Origin of the sequence: Slackia isoflavoniconvertens, assembly GCF_003725955.1 — a bacterium.
GTDB lineage: Bacteria > Actinomycetota > Coriobacteriia > Coriobacteriales > Eggerthellaceae > Slackia > Slackia isoflavoniconvertens.
The window spans coordinates 32,113-54,368 of record NZ_QIBZ01000017.1 but is presented as its reverse complement, the minus strand read 5'-3'; the positions used below and the strand labels follow the sequence as shown (position 1 = coordinate 54,368).

The following is a 22,256-nucleotide window of genomic DNA, read 5'->3' as shown; positions in this document are numbered from 1 at the left end:
AGTCCTACCGCGTCCGCCATGCCCTCATGCAGGAGGGCTAGCCGCTCAGAAAGCGTGCGCACTTCCGATGCTCAGGCTGCTCAATTTCCGATGCTCTTTTTGCTCAAATCCTCTTGACGAAACACAACTGGCTGTTCGACAATGCCTCTCCCGTAAGGTGCCCGATCCTCAGGACGAATAAGCGAGGACAGGTCAACGACGCCAACCGACTGAACAGGAATTCGATAGACCACCTGAGAAACGGCCTTCGCGAGAACGCGACCGCAGACGACATCGTCTCGAACCTAACGCTGGGCTTCTGGGCCCACATGACGGACCGCAGCCATGAACGCGATTTGTGGATCCCAATCATCCATAAGGCATGGCCAAAGGGAGCAGACCGAAACGACGTCAACGAACGGATAGCGGGAATCAACAAGATCCGCAATCGCGCCGCTCACCACGAACACCTCTTCGCACATGCGGGATGCGAATGCGGGACTTTGCGATCGTGCCGAGACGCCGCTTTGCTGTTCGCCCAGCTTGAGCAAATTGCACACAGCTATGTTTACAAGGAAAGCATCAATAGGTGCTCGGTCGACAACTACCTGGAGGAGCACCCAGCTCCTTGCGACGTTGCGATTTGAGGAAACCACGCGCGCAAGATCCTGTCAGAATCACCCCTCTTCAAGCCACCCGCTACGAATCCCTACGGAAACCTGGGAGTGATTGAAAGGGCGACCTGCGGTTTCGCGAATCAATTGAGTCATTCCCGAAATCGCGAATCAGGGGCCTGATTCGCCCAAGTTGCGCGCGCACGAGGCAGGGAGGTCCGCATGGAGACGGTCAACGTCACCGTATGCATGGAGAGGCAGGCGAGGGACGACACGGCGAAGCTCTTCTCGGAGCTCGGCGTCAGCACCACCCAGGCGATCAACATGTTCCTCAAGCTTCCGTGTCCGAAAGAACGATACAGGTACTACCTTTCAGTATGAGCGGCTCCTTGTGATGGCGGGAAAAGGGGACTCCACTACGCTATCGCAGCGGACAAAAATGGAAAGCAACGATCGCTAGCATTGGCTTGATCTGGGGGAATTACTCTTTCATTATTGATCAAAATAGGTGAGCAGGCGCGAGGCAAATGCCTGGTAGTTCTCATAGAGGAAGCGGTTGTATACAGAGTTCTTTACTCGCTGGGGGTACAAAAGCTCTGCCGCTCGAAGAGTTTTCAAGTGTTCAGAAATGGAGCTGGGGCCATGTCTAGCGCTTCTGCTAGCTCTTTGGTGGTTTTCGGAGAGTTATACAGCTCCTTGAGGATTTGGAATTTGGTAGAGCTGGAAATAGATTTCAGGAATTCCGCCAGTTCCTCTAGGCCTATGTCATCGGATCCCAGGTCGCCCACAGCAATTCTTTTGAAAAGGGTGAGAATGCCGTCGAACTTGTTCACAATAAGGCTTGATCCGCTGAAGGCGGTGAGAAGTACATCGATAGCCTCCGCATCGCTCAGCTGCCAAGAGCATTCTGGCACATCTATAACAGTAAGGCTGCCATGCACCACTTTTAGTCCCGGATGGCAGGTTTCCAAGTAGCTGCTTTCGCTCATGGCGGACAGCACCTTTTTCTCGACGCCCATACAGCCTATCTCGGCAGCACCGATGTTGCGCCAAATTTCTTCGAAAACATTATCCCAGTACCACTTCAAAAACCGTGCCATCCGCTCATGGATTTGGGCAGATTCTGCAACAATGCGCTGAGCAAGATCGATTCCTATGAAGTTATCTATCGTGCTATTCGACCAGGAGGAAATGGTTTGCGGCTGCTTGAGCAGTTTGCTTTGTCGGCATGCTGCTGTTCGTTCTCTCATTGCAGAATCTTTTGCAGAAGGAGCCAGGGGGCGATGGCATGTTCTGCTATGCCCAAAAGCTCTTCGGTCCTTTGGGCGAGTTTATGAGCGCCTGGGGCTACTGGATTTCCGGCTGGGTAGGCAACATTGCCTTTGCCACCATGATGATGATCGCTTTGGGTACCTTCTTCCCTGTGCTAGGAGATACTGGCACTATCTGGGGTTCCATTGCTATTGCTTCTGCCTTTATGTGGCTCATGTTCTTGCTCATTAGCAAGGGCGTCGAAAACGCTATGATTCTGAACGCCGCTGTCACTGTGGTGAAGGTCATCCCGCTTGTGGTGTTTATTGGCGTGACCGTGTTCTTCTTCAATTTCGATATATTTGCTACCGACTTTTGGTCCAATTTTGCCGGCAATGTTGATCTGGGTCAGGGCTTTGACCTTGGCTCGGTGTTCGGTCAAGTCACAGACTCTATGCTCTCTATTATCTGGCTGTTCATGGGCGTCGAATCTGCTGCTCTCATGTCCAAGCGCGCAAAGAGCAAGGCCGTGGCTTCCAAGGCAAGCATTATTGGCCTGTTTATTGGCACCGCACTGCTGTTCATTTGCGCCATGATTCCTTATGGCCTCATGAGTGCCGAGGAGTTTGTTGCCCTGGGCGAGCCTTCTATCGGCAAAATTCTGGAGTTGTACGTAGGCCCCATTGCGGCTCAGCTCGTTGAGGCATGCATCATCATTTCCATTGCTGGCGCATGGCTTGCCTACACCATCATGCCCACTGAATCCACTCAAATTTTGGCCGACGACCATTTGCTGCCAGCTCGCTGGGGTAAGACCAATCAAAACGGCACTGCCATGTTCTCTCTGTTTGTCACCACGCTCCTGGCGCAGTTGCTGCTTATCACCATGCATTTCACCGAGGATGCCTACAACTTCGGCTTCTCGCTCTCCAGCTCGGCCATTCTGGTCACCTGAGTCATGATTACTGCCTACAACACGGTGCGTTCTATTAAGCACCCTGAGGAACAGGGTCGCGTGCGCAATATAATCATCGGCGCCGTTGGCACTCTGTACATGCTCTACGCTATGTTCGTCTCCGGCATCGAATACATCATGCTGCTGTCCATTCCGTTCCTCATCGGTGTCATATTCCTCTATCAAGCTCGCAAAGAAGCCGGCCTAGAGAAGGTGTTCAACACTAAAGAGATCATTGCCATCGTAGTGCTTGCCGTGTTCGCTGCAGTCAGCTTGACCATGTTTGTTATGGGAATGGTATAGCCACAATCAACTGACAAGTAAGGTCAATCAAAAAGGGGAGGTACTTCGTTTCCCCCGACCAAGGTGCGCTTTTCGGGGGAATGCTGTAGACAACCCCGTGTCTGCCCCAGGTTAGATGGGGCGAAAAGCGAAGTAAGAAACAAGAAAAAGCGACAAAAGAGAAGGAGGTTTGAGCATGAGTACCATCGATGTTTACTTGGAGGTGGGCAAGGTGAAAAAAATCCTTGTCTCGCGTCCGGAGCTGTACTTTGACGCGGTTCGTCCCGACTCGCGGGAGTTTCAGCTGGTAGACGATGTTGTGTGGGCCGAACAGGCTGGCAAAGACCACGATGTGTTCACTCAGCACCTGCGTGACAATGGGGCAGAGGTGGTATACCTGGAGGACCTGTTCGAGCGCTCGTTGGGAAATGAGGCGGATCGTCGCAAGTTCCTGGACGAGTACATGACTGAGGACTTCATATACGACGACGCCAAGCGCGAGCAAATTGCTAACTATCTTATGCCTATGTCGGCCCACGATTTCGCCAGAACGGTGATGGCGGGCATAGAGAAGAAGGACCTGGAGGCGGTGACCAAGCCGTGGAGTCTCTCCGATGCGCTGCCGGATGACACCCCTGACGACCCGTACGCCATGCACACCTCGTGCAACTTCGTGATGTGTCGCGACCCTGGCTGCTCAGTAGGTTCCAATTTCACGCTGAATCGTTTTGTGCAAAACACACGCAATCTGGAAACAGTGGTGTGGAAGCATGTGTTCGAGAACGTGAAGGACTTTGCCTCTGAAGATGTGAAGCTGTTGCACACCAACAACCCCTACGGCGAGACCATCGAGGGCGGTGACATTTGCATCCTCTCTCCGGAAGTCATTGCCATTGGTCACAGCTGTCGTACATTGCCGCAGGCCATTGAGCAGTTTGCCAAGGCAACGCTGGCTAGTGGTGACAGCTTCAAGAAGGTAGTGGTTTTCGAAATTCCGAAGGGCCGCGCCTACATGCATCTGGACACGGTGTTTACCCAGGTAGATGTGGATAAGTTCACCTTTTATCCTGGCATTATAGGGGGCTTGAAGCTCTACGAGCTAACCCTTGCTGGTGACGGCAGCCTGCGGGCCGACTACGTTCAGGAAAGCCTGGAGGAGTGCTTAAAGCGTCTGTTGCACCTGCCGGCGGTGGATCTTATTCCCTGCGCGGGCGGCGACCCCTTCTGGGCCGATTACGAGCAGTGGTCCGATGGCTCTAACACCTTGGCTATAGCGCCTGGCGTTGTGGTCACCTACGACCGCAACCACCGCACCAACGATTGCCTTAATAGGCACGACGTGAAGGTGCTGACCGTTCCCTCCGGCGAGCTGTGCCGCGCCCGTGGCGGCCCGCGCTGCATGAGCATGCCGCTTGTTCGCGAAAGCCTGTAACGGCTGTTCCTTTTACCGGCGCGGGCGGGCAATCCCCTACGCCCGCGCCCTGTTTCAATCCGCAACTGCCAAGAGAAAGGGCGACCTATGATTACCAAGAAGGACTTTGTCGTTTCCGCGGCGCGCGGCCCATTTGAGGTGCGTGTCGCTGAGCACTTCGTAGTTGCAGGCGGTGAAGGCATGGCGTGCTTCGAGCGCTTCCGACGTGCGGTTTACCATGCGGTTCGCGCGTGTCTGCATGGCGGTCCAGGCGGAAAGCTCGCTTTCGACCTGGCGCGCGGCCGCTTCGCGTTTTGCCACCTGAACGGCCTTGTCATGCTGTTTGATGGCCTCACGGTCGGCCTCGGGCAGCGCCGAGATGTTGCGGTCGTCCACATGGACGGGCTGGTCAACCGCGGCTCGGGCTTCGTTGACCGCGCCGCTGAGGCGACTGCAAGTTTCCTCGCACACGGCTTGAACCTCTTTCGCCGTGTTCATGACGCGGCTCAGCTGGATTTCCTGGAGGCTCTGGTCGCTGCGGGCGGAGCCCTCGAGCTTCGAGAGGAAGGGCGAGTTGCAAACGTGGTCGGAGGTTTTCTGCTTGACCTGTTTCGACCACAGGATGCCGCTAATGGCGGTGGTCCACTTCTTCGGCGAGAAGATTGCCCTGCTTGTGATGCGTATGTTGCGGTCGAGCTTGTCGAGCTCAAGGTCAATCCACTCCAGAGCTTCTTCGCACTCCTTGATTGTCGTGATCGACGTTGGTTTTTTGGCTTTGCTCATGGCGCGCTCCTTTCCGGCGGGTGCTTGTTGGGTGAGCCGCTTTCGCATTTCGCCTTCTACATGGAAAACGGCGGCTGGTCTTTCTGGAAAACCAACGCCGCCTTGGTCGGCGGGTAAAGCACGGTTGCGTTGTCGCGGGGCCGTGCTTCGCGCTCTATTCCGGCGAGGCGGCGTGGGGCAGGTGGGGCGAGTGGGAAGTATGCCGTCGGGTGCGTTGCAGGCTCGGCCTCGTTCATCTTCGGCGGCCGATGTGCGTTGCGTGCCTGGCTTTGGGCCGCTTCTGCTCGCCCCGTCTCATTGTGGCCTAGTACGGATATGCTCTGCCTCCGCAGTGGGGGCATTGGGTCCACAGCACCTCGGTGGTGTGTTCCTTGTTGAAAACCTCGTAGCAGTTGCTGCATTCAAATGTTTGCTCGACCATGGCGGGCTCCTTTTCCGGCGGGGGATGCGTTTCGGACGCGCCGCCGTTCGCGCGTCTTGCCCTCTACATGGAAAAGTGCGGCTGCTTTTTCTGGAAAATGCGAAAGGCCTGGTGGGAGAGGCATTGGAGGTTTGGTGGACATGGAGTTGGGTATGAGGTTAGCGGCTTGGTGGGCGTGGCGTCGGCGTGCCGCTTGCGGCCTGGTGGGCGATGTGGGAAATGCCTGGTGTTCGAAATGCTGGCTGTGCTGGCGCGGCCTCGCGGTCGAGATGCTTAGGGCTTGGGTGCGCGGAAACGTAGCTGTGCCGCTTGTGATTTGGCGCGCGGGTCGGCTCTGGTTGCGGTCTGGCGGGTGAAATGATGCGCGTGCCGTCTGTGGCCTGGTAAACGGATTGTCGACCTCCCGTTCAAACCTTGCGTTGCGTCTTGTTGGGTCATTTCTGCCAGGAAATGCCACAAGGGGGCCTCATTGCAGGCATGTTGTCCGGACGAAATGGGGAATTCGGCGTTGAAGATATTTGCGACCTGCGGTTTTACGGTCGCAGTATCGGATTGCTCGTCATGGGAAGCCTAAAAAGAGGCCCCCTTGCGGCGTTTTCTGACAATTCGGAACGATTTCTCTGCAGGGAGGCCCCATTGTGGCATTTTCTGCCGGTTTTGATTTCTTTGCCGGGCGTTTCTTCTGCGTTGTTTTCTGCTGGGTGGCGATGATGTGGAATCAGATTCCACGTGCCAAGCGGGGAAGGCCGTCCGTTTGATAGCTAAAATATCCCGGTGATCCGCGCCTTCTCGAAAGGGTTTTAAGGATGCTCGATAATCGGCGGCGATGCGCTCGTGGAATCGTTATTTGTATGCTTGTAAGGAGTATACTCATGCCCACACGAGGCTTGATGTTGCCGACACGTGAAATTGGGCCGCGTCTCTCGGGTAAGAGTAAAAGCCTGGCGAGCTCAATCGCTTGCGTAGCCGCCTGTGTAGCAGGGCGGTTTCGAATGGTCGTTCTGAATGGGCGCAGGCATGTTGGCGAAACAATACGCAGGGGATTCGCGCGATTGTCGGGTCCTGCTATTTGCATGGGCATTGCCTCGTTGGACATGCTATGGCCGAAATTGAGTAGAGTACGGCCGGGCTTGAAGCTGTCGATGCTTTTTGAACTCGAGGTTCTGCTGACGTGGGCGTGCGAATTGCGCTTGGAATACGAGGTGAGCTCATGAAAACGCTGGTTGTGGGCGATTTGCATTTGAAGCAGCAATTTGTGCTGCCCCGTATCGATGGGATGCTGGCTGGTGATGCAGAAATTGGGCGTGTCGTATTTTTGGGCGACGCGTGCGATGACTGGGGCGCGAACGAAGCCGATGAGCTAAACGCTATGGAGTTTTATGCGAAATGGGTTCGCGAGCATCGCGGGCGCGGCATGCGAGTCGACGTGCTGCTGGGCAACCACGATTTTTGCTATGTGCGTGGCAAGCGCGGCCCAGGCTCGATCATGTCCATCATGCGCAATCTGCGAACGATTCTGGAAGATGCCCTGCAGGCAAAGGTCGCTTGTGCGGTTGGGCCGTATTTGTGCTCGCATGCGGGTGTGACGGGAGTGTGGGCGAAGCGGTTTTTGGCCGACGTGCCTGCTGATGCGGCAGCGATTGCCCAGCGCTTGAATGAGATGCTCGCCGATTCGTCGCATTGGGGCGATTTGGACAGCTGTCCGCCGTCGCGTGGGGGCTGGTCGCTGCCGGGGCCTTTGTGGGCCGACTTGCGCGATATGCTCGACGATGCGTTGCCCGGCGTGCCGCAAATTGTGGGTCATTCGCCGGTCGAGCGCGTGGAGAACTATGCTAGCGGTTGGATGACGGCAGGTCGCGACCCCCTGTGGGTATGCGATACTATGTCGCTCATGAGCTATGGTGCGCCCATCGGCGATGGGTCGATGTTGCTTGTTGACGAGCCGGGTGCAATGGATGGGTCAACCGGGTTGTGTGGCTCGTGTGGCTCGGGCGCTCCCGACGAGCTGTGCGGCCTGGGCGCATCGAATGGGGCAGATGATGCCGCCGAAACGCTTGAAGCGTGCGCGGTGCCGTTCCCGGGTGAGGGCACATTCGCCGAAGCGTGCAAGCGATATTGGGAAGCACGCTAGCCGGCGACGTTTTGGGCTGGTCCCGGCGCCGGCGGCTTCCTCCTTATTTCTTGCGGTAAAACGTCATGCACACGAGGGAAATAATGCAGAACGCCGCCGCGCACAGCAGCATGTGGAAGAAGCCCTGTGCGCCCGGCGTGGCAGAAACAAAACCAAGCAGCAGCGCTGGTGCCACGGTGGTGCCCACTTGACGAACCAGCGCAATGGTTGCGATTGCGGCTCCGCTTTCTGTGGGGCTCGTGTTTTCGAGCACCATGTAGTTGGTGGGCGCGCCCATCGCAAAACCCATACCCAAGCCCATAATAGACAAACCGACGATGAGCAGAATTGCGTTTGCGCTGTTCAGGCTTACGAACGCGAGGAATAAAAAGCCTGCGGCCGCCACGGAGAGGCCGCCCATCATAACGGGCTTAGGACCGAATTTATCGATAAGCTTGCCGCCAATCGGCGGGCCGAACATGCTCACGATGCCTACGGGCAAAATATACAAGCCGCCCGAGCCGACCGGCGCGCTCATGATGAACTCGGCGACTTCGGGGATGATTGTCATGGTGATAATGACGCAGCCCACAAAGAAACTCACCACCATGGTGATGACGATAGGCTTATTGCCGAGGTATTCCAAATGGAACACGGGGCTTTCCGCGCGGTGTTCCGTCAGCACAAACGCAGCGAGCGCCACAACGAAGCCTAAGGCGGGCGCAAGCACTTCCGCCGACGCGATTGACTGGCCGACGTGCCGCACATCGATGTGCTGAACTGCGAACAGGAACAACAGCACCGTGACGACGAGCAGTACTGAGCCGGGGATGTCGAGTGGCGTTGAGTCTTCGACGTTGTGGTTCGGAAGAGCGTGCAGGCTCGCGACAATGAGCGCCAAGCATACGGGAATGGCGAAGAAGAACAGCGCCGACCAGTGATCGTTTCCTACGATGCCCACGACCAGGCTGCCTACGGCGGCACCAATGACGTTCGCGATACCGGCAACGGCGGCGGCTATGCCGAGCGCCATGCCCTTCTTTTCTTGAGGGAACGTCGCCCCTATTTCGGCGTTCGCTACGGGAATAATGCCGCAGGCGCCAACGGCTTGCACCAAGCGGCCGGCGAGCAGGACGGGGAAGCTATCAAGCGTTTGCGACAGGCCGCAAATAAGCGAGCCTGCCATGAACACGAGCAAGCAACCGATGAAGACCGGCTTGCGGCCGCGGATGTCGGCGAGCTTGCCGATAACGGGGATACATGCGGCGTAGAACAGCGTGTAGATGTTCACCATCCAAATGCCCGCGGTGTCGCCTAGACCGAAATCTTGCTGGATCACGAGACGTACGGGTGAAATCATGCCCACGTATAGCCCGCCGAGCAAAAGGCCCAAAAGATATATGGCGAAAATGGCGCCAACGCCGCTTTGCGTGTTCGATTCGATATTTCCGCGCATGAAAGTCCCCCGTGAAGCGTTTGCAAAACCCCTCTATGGTAGCACTGGGAAATCGGGTTCGTGGTTTCTGCACGAGAGCTTAATGTGGAGGGTGCAAGGTGCAGGGGGAATGCGACGCGTGGAGTGCGAAACGTCATCCGGCTCGAGGCTTTTCTCGCTTCGTCCGTGAATTTCTTGGCTGAAAATGGCATGCTTTTCATCAGGCATCTTATTGATATTTGCGGTGCTAATTTGCGGTTGCCACGGGTGTGGAAGCTCTTTTTCGTGTCTGTTTACGCTCGTTTTTGTTTCTTGTTTAACCCTCGCGTTCCCACTTCGTTTCTCGACGCGCGAGTCATGCGTATGGGACAATGAAGGCAACGAAGAACTCAGCGGAAATTCGGGCGAAACGGAGGCGACCGTGGCGAAGCATATGACGAGGCGAACGTTCGTGGCGGCGGCATGTGGCGTCGTAGCCGCAGCGGCGTGCGGCCCTGTGGCTGCGACGATGCTTGGTTGCGCAAAACAGAATACAGACGACTCTGCGTGGACGTGGGAAGAAGACGCCGACTTGCCCGTGTTGTGCATGGAGGTCTCTGGCGGCGCAATCGTTGCCATGCCGGGTAATGGCTGGAAGCCGCAAGGCGAGTGGATCCAGCTGCAGCTTTCGGGCGGCTCGATTCCAGGCAAGGAAATTGAAGCCATAACCCAGGAGGGCTCAACGTTGGTTGTGCGCTTGAAGAAACCGAATAGCGACATGGAGACCATGGACTTGTGCCTTACCGAATATCGTGTGGCTGGCGGCGATGTCTCGAGCGTCGAATCGGTCGTGGTCGAAGACAAGGGCGAGCGCCTCGAGGCCCAGCTCGGTGTCGACGGCGAGGCCCGCGCCGTGCAGTAGGAGAAACGTTACGCGCCGCTTTCTTCGCTGACCCTTTTCGTCTTAAGGGCAAAACGTGCAGTTGTCGCAAAAAGAGCGGCGGCTGCATGTTTTCGTTTGTGCCGCTATGGTATATTTGCGAACAGACGTTTGTAGATTGATTCGTGGCATGCGCGGTTTTCGCCGCTTGTCGCTTGTGAGAGGTTGCCGATGATTGCATTCCTGAAAGGCACAATGGCCGGCCGAAGCGCTGATATGGCCTTCGTCGACGTGAACGGCGTCGGCTTTGCCGTGTACATGCCTGCGACCGATATTGTGAAACTCCCCGAGGCGGGCGCCGATGTGGCGCTGTTCACGCATCTTGCTGTGCGCGAAGATGCTATGACGTTGTATGGCTTCTTGTCTCAGGAAGAACATGCGTTGTTCCTGCGTCTTATTGGTGTGTCGGGCATTGGCCCGAAGGCGGCGCTGGCGGCGCTTTCCACGTTCAAGCCGGCCGAACTTATTTCCGCTATTCAATCAGAAGACGTGAAGGCGGTGTCAACCATTCCGGGCGTGGGCAAGAAAACCGCGCAGCGCCTTATTCTGGAATTGAAGGGCAATTTGGCGCAGGCGGGCGAGCAAGACCTGTTCAGCGCCGCGACGGCAGCCGCCACTGAACGCTTGCAGGGCGCGCGCGACGGTCTGCTTGCTATGGGCTTCACGCTGGCCGAGGCCGATTTGGCGCTGAAGGGTGCTCCCGAAGAATTGAATACCGAGGGCGCGCTGTTGCAGTATGCTTTAAAGCGACTTGGCTCGGTGGGGTAAAGGAAGTAATTCGTGGCTGAAGGCATTCAAATAGAAGGAATGGTGTTCGAGGCACCTTCGGGCGGTTCGGCGTCGGGGGGCGCGGGCTTCGCGCAGCAAACGCCGCGCGAGCGCGTGGTTTCGAGCGACCTCACCGAAGACGATTTGGCGCTCGATCGCTCGCTTCGCCCGAAATACCTGGACGATTATCTGGGCCAAACGCGCGTGAAAGACAGCTTGTCCATTCTTATTCAGGCGGCCAAGCAGCGCGGCGAATGCATGGACCACGTGCTGTTCAGCGGGCCTCCGGGTTTGGGCAAAACCACGCTCGCCACCGTTGTCGCCAACGAGTTAGGCGCGAACATTCGCACCACGAGCGGTCCGGCTATTGCGCGTCCAGGCGATTTGGCGGCAATTCTTACGAATCTCGAAGAAGGCGACGTGCTGTTCATCGACGAGATTCATCGCTTGAATCGCCAGGTGGAAGAGGTGCTGTATCCCGCGCTGGAAGATTGCGTGCTCGATATTGTGGTGGGCAAGGGGCCGGCGGCGCGCAGCATCCGCCTCGATTTGCCGCACTTCACGCTTATCGGCGCGACCACGCGCACGGGTTTGCTTACCGGGCCTTTGCGCGATCGATTCGGTATCGTGTTCCGCTTGGATTATTACACCCCTGAAGAGCTTGCTGACATCGTGAAGCGCTCGGCGGGCATTTTGGATGTGGCGGTCGATGAAGAAGGCGCCATTGAAATCGCGCGCCGAAGCCGCGGAACGCCTCGCTTGGCAAATCGCCTGCTCAAGCGCGTGCGCGACTGGGCACAGGTACGCGGCAACGGCGATATCGACGAAGATACCGCGGCAGCGGCATTGAGCTTTTTCGAGGTCGATTCGCTGGGGCTCGATGGCCTTGACAACAAAATCCTTGAGCTTTTATGCGACTCGTTTGCGGGGCGTCCTGTGGGCCTTACCACGCTTGCATCGGCGCTTTCTGAAGATCCGGGCACGGTGGAAGACGTATATGAGCCGTTCCTTATTCAACAAGGGCTCATTATGCGCACACCGAAGGGCCGCCAAGCAACTGCCAGGGCGTTTGACCATCTGGGCCTGAAGATGCCTGGGACAGAAGCATAAGCGAGCCCGAGCAAGCTCGTGGCGAGTTTTGGGCATACGCCAAAAGTCAGCAAACGGGAATCTGACGAGGCGGGCTCGTTTGAAAGAGAAGCGAAGCGTAGCAGCGCTATGCGAGCGACGAATGAAAGCGAAATCGTCCACCAGATTCCCGCGCAGCGTCGAGCGGGAACCCCGTTCGACAGAACGGGGTTCCTAACATGTTTCAGCAAGATTATTTGATGCGTTTGATCTGGCAATTCGTCGAGGCGATGCGTCGCACGGTTGAGAAAGACGACGACCCCGATGCGAAAGCTGCGTCGGTGGAAGACGCCATCGCGAATGCGCTCGAAATGGATGCGAATGTGGTACTGGGGCTGGCGCCCGAAAGCTTCGCGGGCATTCTGAGCGTATCGGGAACCGATCCGCATGTGGTCGAGTATTTGGTGCGCGGCATGGCCCTTGAGTCGTATTACCTTGAACAGGCCGGCAAGCAACAGGCGGCTCAGCTGCGATTCGATCAGGCTTGTGCGCTCGCGGCAGCATATGGCATCGAAGCGCCTGCGGCGGGTGAGATTCCCGTGATGAACGATTTCGACGAAATGCTCGAGGCTGACGGCATTGCGGGTGAGGAGTAGCTTTCGCCTCCATTTGATCTTCGGCTTACGTTTCCTAAGGGCAATTGAGTGGAACTTGCGCTCGTAAAATTAAGATTGCAAGGCGCTCGGGATTGGGCGAAATGCGTTTAATCATTCAAGCGCGGGTACGTTCGAGGTGCGGCGTGCGACGCTCGAGGATTTATCCTTTGCCGTAAGCGTTGCTCATAAATACGACATTGCTTTTAACAAAATATGCTTTTATTTCTTTAGATATTCGCTTTGAACAGGCATAATGCATTCATTACTGTACTGTTTTGACAATAGTATTAATAAAAAATAAGCTCGTATCGTTCGCTTTGCAAGAAGGGATTGCGAAAGAAAGGGATTGATATGAGCGCAGAAACCGAGTTCGAAAATCGAGGCATGAACGTGTCTCGCCGTGGGTTTATCGGTGGTCTTGCCGCCGCCGGCGCGTTTGTTGCGGGTGGATTGTCCGGATGCGCCGCTGGGAATTCCACTGAATCCAAATCCTCCAAGGGAGATAGCGACGCATCTCAAAGCAAGCCCCAGGATATTTCCGAAACGGTCGATTGCGACATCGTCGTTGTTGGCGCTGGAATTTCGGGCCTCGCTGCTGCTGTTCAGGCGGGCCAGAATGGCGACAAGGTTCTTTTGCTCGAAAAGGCCAGTGCGGTTGGCGGCAACGGTATGGGAACCGAGTGCGTGTTTGCAATTGGATCCCACTATCAGCAAGAACAGGGCATCGAAATTAATCCTGTCGATGTCATTGCTAAGGAGCTTGAAGAGTCCCAGTATCGCGTTGATGGGTCGCTGTGGATGGATTTGATCGAGCACTCTGCCGACAATATCGACTGGCTCGAGGAATGCGGCGTTGGATTCAACGGCACAGTCGACACGTACTCGCCTGGTGGTTTGTATGCGACCGCGCATTGGTTCGAAGGCGAGTGTGGTGCTGTCGGGTATGTTCCTGCCATGCAAGCTGCTGCCGAGGCTGAGGGCGTTGAAATCAGGTTCTCTACTTCAGCATCGCAGCTCATTATGAGCGATGGCAAAATATCGGGGCTTTATGCCAAGGATGGTAGCGGTAACGATATCCAGATAAATTGTCGTGCGGTCATTCTTGCTTCTGGTGGCATTGGCGGTAATAAGGAATTGCTACTGAAAGAAGGGTGGTCGCAGGCCCAGCTCGACGAAATGCTGTTCCAGTGCGTTCCGACCGTCGAGGGTGACGGTTATCAGATGGCGACGGCAATTGGCGCAAAGGATTACATTTCGCAGTGCGCCGACCAGGTGTTTAACGCCATTGAGGCATTTGGTACAGATACTTCCGCCCCGTATAACAGCCCGCTCAATGGAGGTTTCGGACTTACCTCGATGGGTCCGTGCCTTTGGGTCAATCAGGAAGGCGATCGATTTACGCCTGAAGATCTCGGTTATATCAACATGGCCGCGCAGGCAACCGCGTGCAAGGGTAACAGCGCGAGCTATGCCATTTTTGATCAGTCATTGCTCGACGCATGCACTCAAGATCCTGCTGACGCGGAAGTGGCGGCGGCGGCATTTGCGTCAGAAAATTCGAAATCGATTGTGAAGGCTGATACCGTTGCCGAACTCGCCGAGAATTTTGGAATTGATCCAAGTGTGTTGCAGATGACCGTTGACCGTTATAACGAGTTGTGCAGAAAGGGCTCCGACACCGACTTTGGCAAGAGAGCTGAGTTTATGACCCCTCTTGAAAATGGGCCATTCTATATGGGCAAGATGGTCAACCTTCTGGTGGTCATCGATGGCGGCCTCATGACTAATAAGCGCGCCGAGGTTCTCGATAGCGAGCATGCGCCGATTCCCGGACTGTATGCCGTTGGTCTTGACGGAGCGATGTTGTGGCGCAATGTCTACACTCAAAATATGCCAGGCACCCAAATGGGCAATAACATTAATTCGGGCCGCAATGCCGCGAATGCCGCCTCGAAGTATATAAAGGCGTAGCTTCGGTCTCTTTGTTGGCAATAATGCGGGTCGCGTCCCCTCCAGCGGCCCGCATTTTGCTATTGTGTTCGTGTCTTGCAAGGAGGGTCGAATGCATAAGGCGGATTCGATAGGGTATAGCACAGACCTTTGCGTATTCTTCTCGGTGCAGGGGCGGGTGTTGTCTGCGTATTTGAAAAGCACGGGCGAAGCGACGATGGGCGAATTGGCCTTGCTATTGGCGATTCGCGAAGCCGAAAGTCCCGTATCGGCGGAACAGCTCGCCGATTTTCTTTTTTACGGCATACGCACCGTTCGCAACATGCTGCTGTCTTTCGAAGATACTGGGCTCGTGCATAAAGATTCCAATCGACATGACGCGAGGGCATTTACGGTTGCTTTGACTGATGAAGGACTTGCGGTAACCGATCGCCTTGCTTCCGGTGTGTATGAAGTTCTTAAACGCTGCTTTTGGAAAGCCTTGCCCGAAGAAGATTTCCAGGAAGTTATGAAATCGGATATGCGGTTGTGCTTGAACTGCGTGCGAGGTTGCGCGGTCAATCCATTTGGCGATCACTCGAAAACCGTACTTCCAATTGAAGTGGACCACCTTGTTTTTTGGCGCGTCGTAAAGGATCGATGGGAAGCGATCGCTCGGGATAGGGCGGAAATATCTCTCATGGAGGCAAATATTCTTCATTATGTTTGCAAGCACGACGCATCAATCATAAGCGATATCGCCCAGGCGCTCATATCGCCAAAAAGCGCTATTTCTCTTGGCGTGAAGCGTTTGCGCGAGATTGGGCTTCTCGATAAAGCCGTCTGTGCGGGCGACCAAAGAAGCAACGAAATTTTCCCAACTGAACGCGGGGTGTCGATTGATCGCTCCTTATTCGCCTTGCTTGATGACGAAACGCGCGCCTTCCACATGGGCGTTAAAGATAGCGACCTTGGGGTTATCAAGGCGTGGTATGTACGCATGTTTGCAAACATGCGTAGAAACGACTGCTTGAGTTAGGTGCGTTTTGGGCTGCGTGGTCCATATGTGGCCGTTGTAGTCGTGTTTGCGAGTACGATGCTGGCCGAGTGCGCGTATTTTCTTGATGCACACTATTGCGGCGTCCGCGCTTTTTTAACCGCATGTCAACAGTTCGTCGGCGAATTGCAAGTTTTCAAAATTCATAAAGAAATGCCGCGCAATCTTACTAAAATGATAACAATCGCCGAAGTAAGACCGAATGGCACCCGTGCCGTCGTGGACGATGGAAGCGTTTTGTTCCATCGTAAACGGTGGGGCAGGTTTTGGTGGACCCAGAGCAATCTGGGCAGATTACATCCCCGGTAATTCGGGGAGAGAAAGAGGCCGAAAATGGCTGAAGGAACTGTCAAATGGTTCAACCCCGAGAAGGGCTACGGATTCATCTCCCAGGCCGATGGCGAAGATCTTTTCGTTCACTTCTCCGAGATCAAGATGGACGGTTATAAGACCCTCGACGAAGGCCAGCGTGTGTCCTTTGAGGTTACCACGGGTCAGAACGGCAAGCTGCAGGCCAGCGACGTTCATAAACTCTAAAGCGCAAAGCACCAAGCGCTCGCTCTAACAGAACCACGAATCGAAGGAGGCCGTCCTACGGGGCGGCCTCCTTGCATTGTGGGCCTCCGTTAGTGGGTGCGATTGGCGGGAATCACTCGGATAAAATCTTTTATCCGAGTGATTAAAAAAATGACACCAGAACAGGGCGTATAATTAAGCAATACAATGCAAAAGTTCTCAAAGGGGACAAGGGGCGGTGCGTTGTGGCCGATTTCAAAAACGATCGCACAAAGGGGAGCAGTTATTTGGATGTCTCGTCGAAAGAACTCTACGATATTCATATGGCGTTGCGCGACGACCCAAGCGTTGGGAGCGATCCTCTGAGGGCTGTTGTTGCCGATGATGACAGCATTTTTGTCGAAGGCATTGCCGCGCTCGTGCACGAATGGGATGAATTCGACCTGGTGGGCAAAGCGACGACGCTCGAAGGCGTGCGCGCGCAATGCCGCGAGAAAAAGCCCGCCGTTGTTATGATGGGCGCCACATTCCACGGCTCAGGCAGCGCCGATACTATTCGCAGCATTCTTGCCGATGATCCTAACATTCGCATTATGGTCGTGGCGTCGATGGGCGAGAGCGGCTTCGTGCTCGATGCGCTGCGCGCCGGCGCGAGCGGTTTTGGATCGCGCGACGAAATGACGGCCGATAGGCTCCGATCGCTGTTTTGGGCTTTGGCTTGCGGCGATATCGCCTTTTCCGGGTCGCTCGGCACGGTTCTTCAAGGTGCCCTAATGAACGATATGGCTGGTAAGGCGGCCGATTCCGTGGCAAGCGAACGCTTTGATTCCCTCGATGAACGCGAACGCACGGTGCTTGCGGCACTTGAAGAGGGGCTTTCGAATGCGGAAATTAGCGCACGTCTTTTTTTGAGCGAGCCAACGGTGAAGAAATGCATCGGCAGCATTATCCAAAAGCTCCACGTGAACAATCGCGTGCAGGCGGCGGTGCTTTCGGCAAAACGCGGCTTGTAGGCAATTTGGTCAAACGCGCTCGGTACCTGCATTCATGCGGGCTTAAGTGGCATTTTCCAGGCAGTAGTTTCTGCTCAGTGACGCTCTAATCTTATAAACGAACCTTATGGATTCCGTTCTATGCGGAATCCATTTTTTATTCTTTCAAGGTGTCGGTCGTATATTCGCCTGGTTCGAAATGCTTATTTTTACGAGCCAATGGCTACTCCTCATTATCCCCACAGAACGCGCCAACCCAGCAACAATAGCGGTGTCAAAGCGCGTTGATTTCGTTGCCAGTCATGCTGCTCAAGGGCGAGTTTGCAGCATTGGCGTTCCATAACGTGGCGCGCACGTCAAACGAAAGGGGATTCGTTATGAAAGCTCAACTGAATCGTATTGCCCTGCGCGCGGCAGATGCCGATAAGGCTGTCGCCGACCTGCATGCCCTTCTGGGCGTGACCTTCTATGGGCCGTATGACGATGAGCACATGGGCCTGCGCGTCGCTCTGCCCAAGACCGGCGGCATTGAGGTTATGGCTCCCATGCACGATCACGACGCCATTGGCGCGTACCAGCGCCTGCAGACCGAGGGTGAGGGTGTGAGCGGCATTGCCGTGCGCGTTGACGACTTTGAGGAAGCTCGCGCCGCATTTGCCGCAAAGGGACTTACGCCGATTTCCGAGTTCTGGCATGGCAAGTTCCACGAGATGATTTTCGCTCCCTGCCCCGAAACCCACGGCCTCGAGATTGCCGTGAATGAGTTCCCCGACGCCAATGGCGCGGCTATCCAGGTTGCCTTGGACATGGGCGCCGATTGGAAAGACGTTTGCGACGTGGACGCTGAGTAGAAGAACGGTTGGGGATATATGACAACGATTGCAATTTTCAAGTGGGCGATGGATCCGCATGACGAGAGGGTTGGTGTCGACGGCAACGTGAAGTGGTCCGCCAACAAGCCCGTCGCCGGTGACGACGATCATGAAGTCGTGAAGGTTGCGCTCGGCATTGCTGGTGAAGGCGAAGTCGTGGGCATGACGATGGCGGGTGGCGATACCGCTTTCGCGGCTGCTCGTGGCGCAAAGCGCACCATCGCCATCGAGGGCGTCGACGCGCTGGCACAGCCCGTCGAGCTCGCAGGCGCTTTGGCTGCTGCGGTTCGTGCGCAGGAAGGCGTGGACGCGGTTGTTATCGGCGATAGCGCCTGGGAGCCGATGGTGCCGAGCCTGCTCGCGAGCATGCTCGGATGGCCGTGCGTTCTTGCTGCCGATGGCGCCCGCCGCGAAGGCGATGCGTTGGTCGTGACTCGCCGTTTCGGCGCGGGTACGCAAGACGTGCAGGTTGATTCTCCTGCGGTTATCGCCGTGGCGGCTCGCCGTGAAGAGGAGAGCAAGCCCGGTATGCGCGCAGTGCTTGCAGCTCGCAAGCTCCCGGTTGAGAAAATCGCTGGTAGCGCAGAGGGCTTTGTGCATATGGATTCTCAGGGCACGCATGCTCCCGAAAGTGCTCCTGCGCGCATTTTCGACGGAACGAACCCCGAGGCAGCTGTCGAGCAGCTCGTGGCGGCCTTGAAGGCAGAGGGGGTGCTGTAATGAGCAGCGTATGGGCAATTATCACCGACGAAATGTCGGCCGCGGCAGTGGCGGGCGTGGCACTGCGCTCGGGCACTCCCACCAAAGCGCTCGTTTTCGGCTCCTCGGGGCTTGCGGGCCGTGTTGCGGGCTTCGGCGTTGAAAGCGTGACCTGGTATGATGCCGATAAGACTCTTCCCGAGGCCATGGCGGGCACCATTGCCAAACGTGCCGAGCAGGAAAAGCCTGTCGCGATTGTAGCATCCGATTCGGCGACGTCTCGCGCTCTGCTCGGGCCTGTTGCGGTTGTCTTGGGGGCAGCCGTTACGGGCAAAGTCATTGCCGTGAAAGTCGACGGCGACGCTGCGACTGTCGAGCGCTTGGTTGCCGACAGCGAAGCGGTTGACGTGCTTGCGGCGCCTGGCAGCGTGGTGTGCACGATCGCCGATGGCGTTGACGAGGCGGAAGCCTCTGAGCCGGTCGTCGTATCCGAAGGCGCATTTGACGAGGATGCTCGCATGAAGGTGCTTTCCACCAACGCTGAAGGCGAAGGCGGCGCGGGCCTGCAGCAAGCAGAACGCGTGGTCGGCGTTGGTTTGGGCATTGGCGCGAAGGAAAACCTCGCTCTCATCGACGAGCTTGCGGGCATCATGGGCGCCGAAGTCGCCTGCACGCTTCCGCTGTGCGACAACTATCACTGGTTCGAGCACAATCGCGTGGTGGGCACCTCTACCCAGAAAATCTCGCCTCGCTTGTATTTGAGCTTCGGTTCCTCGGGCGCGCCCCAGCACATGACGGGCGTGCGCGCATCGAAGGTCATTGCGGCAGTGAACAACGACCCCGAGGCTTCGATTTTCCGCGAGTGCACCTATGGCATCGTTGGCGATGTCCAAAAGATTCTCCCTGCATTTATTCAAGCTCTGAAGTAATCGCGGCTGCGATGGGCGCAGTCCTACGGGCTGTGCCCCTCAGCGGCGCGGTTTAGGCATACCAAGGAGGAAACAATGGCAGAATTCGACGTTGAATACGATCTCGTCGTTGTCGGCGGCGGCGCATCGGGCAAATCGGCAGCGCTTATTGCCGCGCGTGCGGGCAAAAATGTTGTCGTTATCGAGAAGATGCCCGAAACCGGCGGCTTGTCGGTGTTCGCCGAGGGCACGGCTGCATTTGAATCGAGCGTTCAGAAGGAGCTGGGAACGCCCCGCCTGAGCAAATACCATTTCCCCACCAAGCAAGAGGGCCTCGATAAAATCATGGGTTACAGCCACCAGCGCGCGAACTACGAAGTTGCCCGCGCATTTGTGGAGAACTCCGCCGAGACCATCGACATCTATCGCGACCTGGGCGTCGTGTATAAGACCTGCGACATCGCCGCGGAAGATGATCCCAATGAGGTTTGGACGTTCCATTTGCCCGAGGGTCTGGGCGCGCATTGCCAGGAGGTTCTGCTCGACGCCATTCAGAAACTCGAGGTAGACATCTTCACCGAGACCCCGGCCAAAGAACTCATCATCGAAGACGGCCGCGTCGTGGGCGTTGTGGCCGAATCGGATGGCGAACCGCTTCGCATTGGCGGCAAGGCAGTGATTCTGGCGACGGGCGGCATGGGCTCGAGCCCCGATCGCATTTTCAAGTACAGCTGGTTTGCGCCGGCAGCGTACAACATGAACGTGCTTACTCCTCTGCAGAACGTGGGCGACGGTCTCGACCTCGCGCTTTCTGCGGGCGCCGACCCCAACACCATTACCACCTGCCCGCTGCTCGCTGCGGGCGGCCGCGACATGACCATGGATTCCCAGGTCGGCGGTGCGGGCGTGAACCCGGGTGTGTGGATCAATAAAACTGGCCATCGCTTCGCGGCCGAATCGGTCGCTGAAAACCTCGGCGATATCGGAACGTATTACGGCAAGCAGCCTGGCGGCATTGTATGGTCCATCCTCTCCCAGGCAGACGTTGACCGCCTGGTGAGCGAAGGCTCCGAAATCGCCATCGGCGAGTTCGTGGTGTATCACAAGCCCATGACGGGCCTTCTGCCCGAGCTTGAGGCGCATTTGGAGTCGGGCCTGGTGAAGAAGGCCGATACCTTCGAAGAGCTCGCTGAACAGATGGGCGTGCCCACCGACGCGTTCGTTGAAACCATGGCTGCCTATAACGAGGCGTGCGAGAGGGGCGTCGATGAGGCGTACTTCAAGAAACCGCAATACCTGCGTGCGCTCGTCGAGCCGCCGTTCTATGGCATTCCTTTGGCAACTGGCACCATGGGTTCTGCCGGCGGCATTAAAGTCAACGGCGATATGCAGGTCATCACCTCTGACGGAGACGCGATTCCTGGCCTGTATGCAGTCGGCCTGGACGCCACGGGCCTGTATGGCGATTCCTACAACATGGAAATTCCTGGTTGCGCGAATGGTTTCGCCCACACTTCGGGCCGCATCGCCGCGCGCCACGCGATTGCAAACATGTAATTGTCCGCCGCGGCCCGTATGCCGTGCGGCCGCGGCGCCTCACCAACTCTCACAAGGACCTCATGGCGCGTAGTGGCGCCTGAGAATATGGCTTCCCGTGCGCGTGGGGCGCGCGGGCCAATGAAAGGGGAAACTCATGGCACAAGAGGTTAAGGCTCCGAAGATTTCCGGTGCTCCCGAATTCGGCAAGTGGATCTCTCCCGAAGAGTCGGTCGGCCAGCGTTTGAAGGGCAAGAAGATCTTGCTCACGGGCACTACGAAGGGCGTGGGCCACGTCGCGCAGGAATTGCTGTGTGCCCACGGCGCGTTCGTGTGCGGTTCTGGCCGTACCCCGGGTGCTGCCGCTGCTTACGCCGACGAGCTGAAGGCAAAGGGCTATAAGGCCGCCGGCTTCGATTGTGATTTGGCCGACTACGAGGCCGTGAAGAAGTGGGTTGCCCAGTGCGCCGAACTTATGGGCGGCATCGATGTCGTCATTAACAACGCTTCCCACCCGGGCATGGCACCGTTCGAGGCCATGGACGTTGAGACCTGGAACTACGGCATTCGCAATGAGCTCGACCTGGTGTACAACGTGTGCAATTGTGCGTGGCCGTATCTGAAGGAAGGCAACGGCGCGAACATTATTATCACCTCTTCCACGGTTGGTCTTCAGGGCTCCAACTCTCCGCAGGCATGCCACGCCGCCGCCAAGGGCGCATGCCTGGCGCTTGCCCGCCAGCTCGCCGCTGAAGGCGGCCCCTTCGGAATTCGCTGCAATTCCGTGACCCCCGGCCTGGTGTGGACCGAAGCCATGGCCAACATTCCGAAGGAAATGGCGTCGGGCCTTGTTGCCGCGCAAACCACGCAGCGAGCCATCGATCCCATCGACATCGCATACGCTTACCTGTTCCTGGCTTCCGATGAGGCCCGCCAGATCACTGCCGCCAATATCCCCGTTGACGGCGGCTGCTCTGGCGCCACGACGGGCGCTATGCAGGGCGAAATCGCCTAAAGCGCCTGCGTCGACGATTCGCGAAGCATTTGAAAAGGGCGTGCTGCGCTTTGCCGGAGCGCGCCCTTTCTCGTTGGCTC

Annotated in this window: 22 protein-coding genes; 18 read left to right on the top strand and 4 right to left on the bottom strand. The window is 56.7% G+C overall.

Annotated features, from left to right (window positions below; translation table 11 throughout):
* Positions 1-284: 284 nt before the first annotated feature.
* A complete protein-coding gene (locus tag DMP05_RS08575) occupies positions 285-599 on the bottom strand; it encodes a hypothetical protein (RefSeq protein WP_123220052.1) in 315 nt (104 codons plus the stop codon).
* Positions 600-815: 216 nt separating this feature from the next.
* Here DMP05_RS08575 and DMP05_RS09860 point away from each other — a divergent pair, with 216 nt between their 5' ends.
* Positions 816-974, top strand: a complete 159-nt coding sequence (locus DMP05_RS09860) for a hypothetical protein (protein WP_161957515.1) — start codon at positions 816-818, stop codon at positions 972-974.
* Between the two features lie 233 nt (positions 975-1,207).
* Here DMP05_RS09860 and DMP05_RS08570 read toward each other — a convergent pair whose 3' ends face one another.
* Positions 1,208-1,843 (bottom strand): helix-turn-helix domain-containing protein, encoded by a 636-nt coding sequence (locus DMP05_RS08570; RefSeq protein ID WP_148039721.1) that lies wholly within the window; start codon positions 1,841-1,843, stop codon positions 1,208-1,210.
* Here DMP05_RS08570 and DMP05_RS08565 point away from each other — a divergent pair.
* The 3 genes from DMP05_RS08565 to DMP05_RS08560 all read left to right on the top strand — a co-directional run bounded on the left by DMP05_RS08565 (position 1,822) and on the right by DMP05_RS08560 (position 4,513).
* Complete coding sequence (locus DMP05_RS08565; protein ID WP_244595110.1) at positions 1,822-2,799, top strand: amino acid permease; 978 nt, start codon at positions 1,822-1,824, stop codon at positions 2,797-2,799. The genes DMP05_RS08570 and DMP05_RS08565 overlap by 22 nt on opposite strands.
* A 60-nt stretch (positions 2,800-2,859) precedes the next feature.
* Complete coding sequence (locus DMP05_RS10215) at positions 2,860-3,102, top strand: hypothetical protein (RefSeq protein WP_244595109.1); 243 nt, start codon at positions 2,860-2,862, stop codon at positions 3,100-3,102.
* A 175-nt stretch (positions 3,103-3,277) separates the two neighbouring features.
* On the top strand, positions 3,278-4,513 hold the full coding sequence (locus tag DMP05_RS08560; RefSeq protein WP_123220050.1) for an arginine deiminase: 1,236 nt from the start codon (positions 3,278-3,280) through the stop codon (positions 4,511-4,513).
* A 54-nt stretch (positions 4,514-4,567) separates the two neighbouring features.
* On the opposite strand, the gene DMP05_RS10010 is transcribed toward DMP05_RS08560, so the two are convergent.
* Positions 4,568-5,275, bottom strand: a complete 708-nt coding sequence (locus DMP05_RS10010; protein ID WP_123220049.1) for a hypothetical protein — start codon at positions 5,273-5,275, stop codon at positions 4,568-4,570.
* Between the two features lie 1,631 nt (positions 5,276-6,906).
* Between DMP05_RS10010 and DMP05_RS08540 the strand changes: the two genes are divergently transcribed.
* The gene (locus DMP05_RS08540; RefSeq protein ID WP_123220046.1) at positions 6,907-7,827 is read left to right on the top strand and encodes a metallophosphoesterase; all 921 of its coding nucleotides are present in this window, start codon (positions 6,907-6,909) and stop codon (positions 7,825-7,827) included.
* A gap of 43 nt (positions 7,828-7,870) precedes the next feature.
* Here DMP05_RS08540 and DMP05_RS08535 read toward each other — a convergent pair whose 3' ends face one another.
* Positions 7,871-9,262, bottom strand: a complete 1,392-nt coding sequence (locus tag DMP05_RS08535; protein WP_123220045.1) for an MFS transporter — start codon at positions 9,260-9,262, stop codon at positions 7,871-7,873.
* A gap of 400 nt (positions 9,263-9,662) precedes the next feature.
* On the opposite strand from DMP05_RS08535, the gene DMP05_RS08530 reads away from it, so the two are divergent.
* The 13 genes from DMP05_RS08530 (at position 9,663) to ddr (ending at position 22,176) form a co-directional block, all read left to right on the top strand.
* Positions 9,663-10,142 (top strand): hypothetical protein, encoded by a 480-nt coding sequence (locus DMP05_RS08530; RefSeq protein WP_123220044.1) that lies wholly within the window; start codon positions 9,663-9,665, stop codon positions 10,140-10,142.
* A 189-nt stretch (positions 10,143-10,331) separates the two neighbouring features.
* Entirely contained in the window at positions 10,332-10,928 is a 597-nt protein-coding gene (gene ruvA, locus DMP05_RS08525) for a Holliday junction branch migration protein RuvA (protein ID WP_123220043.1), read from the top strand.
* A gap of 39 nt (positions 10,929-10,967) precedes the next feature.
* Positions 10,968-12,038, top strand: a complete 1,071-nt coding sequence (gene ruvB / locus DMP05_RS08520; RefSeq protein WP_123220058.1) for a Holliday junction branch migration DNA helicase RuvB — start codon at positions 10,968-10,970, stop codon at positions 12,036-12,038.
* 218 nt (positions 12,039-12,256) lie between these two features.
* Positions 12,257-12,652: a hypothetical protein gene (locus DMP05_RS08515; RefSeq protein WP_123220042.1), complete on the top strand. Its 396-nt coding sequence runs from the start codon at positions 12,257-12,259 to the stop codon at positions 12,650-12,652.
* 351 nt (positions 12,653-13,003) lie between these two features.
* Positions 13,004-14,623: an FAD-dependent oxidoreductase gene (locus DMP05_RS08510; RefSeq protein WP_123220041.1), complete on the top strand. Its 1,620-nt coding sequence runs from the start codon at positions 13,004-13,006 to the stop codon at positions 14,621-14,623.
* Between the two features lie 91 nt (positions 14,624-14,714).
* Positions 14,715-15,620, top strand: a complete 906-nt coding sequence (locus tag DMP05_RS08505) for a MarR family winged helix-turn-helix transcriptional regulator (RefSeq protein ID WP_123220040.1) — start codon at positions 14,715-14,717, stop codon at positions 15,618-15,620.
* 351 nt (positions 15,621-15,971) lie between these two features.
* Positions 15,972-16,175, top strand: a complete 204-nt coding sequence (locus tag DMP05_RS08500) for a cold-shock protein (RefSeq protein WP_114615674.1) — start codon at positions 15,972-15,974, stop codon at positions 16,173-16,175.
* 224 nt (positions 16,176-16,399) lie between these two features.
* Entirely contained in the window at positions 16,400-17,167 is a 768-nt protein-coding gene (locus DMP05_RS08495; RefSeq protein ID WP_244595108.1) for a response regulator transcription factor, read from the top strand.
* A gap of 356 nt (positions 17,168-17,523) precedes the next feature.
* Entirely contained in the window at positions 17,524-17,997 is a 474-nt protein-coding gene (gene ddrc / locus DMP05_RS08490; RefSeq protein ID WP_123220056.1) for a dihydrodaizein racemase (ifcA), read from the top strand.
* 18 nt (positions 17,998-18,015) lie between these two features.
* Positions 18,016-18,738, top strand: coding sequence for a putative electron transfer flavoprotein beta subunit IfcB (ifcB, locus tag DMP05_RS08485; RefSeq protein WP_123220039.1), 723 nt, complete (start codon positions 18,016-18,018; stop codon positions 18,736-18,738).
* A complete protein-coding gene (gene ifcC, locus DMP05_RS08480; RefSeq protein ID WP_123220038.1) occupies positions 18,738-19,646 on the top strand; it encodes a putative electron transfer flavoprotein alpha subunit IfcC in 909 nt (302 codons plus the stop codon). The genes ifcB and ifcC overlap by 1 nt, the downstream gene beginning before the upstream one ends.
* Before the next feature lie 75 nt (positions 19,647-19,721).
* Positions 19,722-21,182: a tetrahydrodaidzein reductase gene (gene tdr / locus DMP05_RS08475; protein WP_123220037.1), complete on the top strand. Its 1,461-nt coding sequence runs from the start codon at positions 19,722-19,724 to the stop codon at positions 21,180-21,182.
* 136 nt (positions 21,183-21,318) lie between these two features.
* The gene (gene ddr / locus DMP05_RS08470; protein WP_123220036.1) at positions 21,319-22,176 is read left to right on the top strand and encodes a dihydrodaidzein reductase; all 858 of its coding nucleotides are present in this window, start codon (positions 21,319-21,321) and stop codon (positions 22,174-22,176) included.
* The last annotated feature ends 80 nt before the right edge of the window (positions 22,177-22,256 follow it).

Excerpts from the sequence above, each read along its gene's own strand:
- DMP05_RS09860 (WP_161957515.1), top strand. The coding sequence starts at position 816 with ATGGAGACGGTCAACGTCACCGTATGCATGGAGAGGCAGGCGAGGGAC.
- DMP05_RS08565 (WP_244595110.1), top strand. The coding sequence starts at position 1,822 with ATGCTGCTGTTCGTTCTCTCATTGCAGAATCTTTTGCAGAAGGAGCCA.
- DMP05_RS08570 (WP_148039721.1), bottom strand. The coding sequence starts at position 1,843 with ATGAGAGAACGAACAGCAGCATGCCGACAAAGCAAACTGCTCAAGCAG.
- DMP05_RS08560 (WP_123220050.1), top strand. The coding sequence starts at position 3,278 with ATGAGTACCATCGATGTTTACTTGGAGGTGGGCAAGGTGAAAAAAATC.
- DMP05_RS10010 (WP_123220049.1), bottom strand. The coding sequence starts at position 5,275 with ATGAGCAAAGCCAAAAAACCAACGTCGATCACGACAATCAAGGAGTGC.
- DMP05_RS08540 (WP_123220046.1), top strand. The coding sequence starts at position 6,907 with ATGAAAACGCTGGTTGTGGGCGATTTGCATTTGAAGCAGCAATTTGTG.
- DMP05_RS08535 (WP_123220045.1), bottom strand. The coding sequence starts at position 9,262 with ATGCGCGGAAATATCGAATCGAACACGCAAAGCGGCGTTGGCGCCATT.
- ruvA (WP_123220043.1), top strand. The coding sequence starts at position 10,332 with ATGATTGCATTCCTGAAAGGCACAATGGCCGGCCGAAGCGCTGATATG.
- ruvB (WP_123220058.1), top strand. The coding sequence starts at position 10,968 with ATGGTGTTCGAGGCACCTTCGGGCGGTTCGGCGTCGGGGGGCGCGGGC.
- DMP05_RS08515 (WP_123220042.1), top strand. The coding sequence starts at position 12,257 with ATGCGTTTGATCTGGCAATTCGTCGAGGCGATGCGTCGCACGGTTGAG.
- DMP05_RS08510 (WP_123220041.1), top strand. The coding sequence starts at position 13,004 with ATGAGCGCAGAAACCGAGTTCGAAAATCGAGGCATGAACGTGTCTCGC.
- DMP05_RS08505 (WP_123220040.1), top strand. The coding sequence starts at position 14,715 with ATGCATAAGGCGGATTCGATAGGGTATAGCACAGACCTTTGCGTATTC.
- DMP05_RS08500 (WP_114615674.1), top strand. The coding sequence starts at position 15,972 with ATGGCTGAAGGAACTGTCAAATGGTTCAACCCCGAGAAGGGCTACGGA.
- ddrc (WP_123220056.1), top strand. The coding sequence starts at position 17,524 with ATGAAAGCTCAACTGAATCGTATTGCCCTGCGCGCGGCAGATGCCGAT.
- ifcB (WP_123220039.1), top strand. The coding sequence starts at position 18,016 with ATGACAACGATTGCAATTTTCAAGTGGGCGATGGATCCGCATGACGAG.
- ifcC (WP_123220038.1), top strand. The coding sequence starts at position 18,738 with ATGAGCAGCGTATGGGCAATTATCACCGACGAAATGTCGGCCGCGGCA.
- tdr (WP_123220037.1), top strand. The coding sequence starts at position 19,722 with ATGGCAGAATTCGACGTTGAATACGATCTCGTCGTTGTCGGCGGCGGC.
- ddr (WP_123220036.1), top strand. The coding sequence starts at position 21,319 with ATGGCACAAGAGGTTAAGGCTCCGAAGATTTCCGGTGCTCCCGAATTC.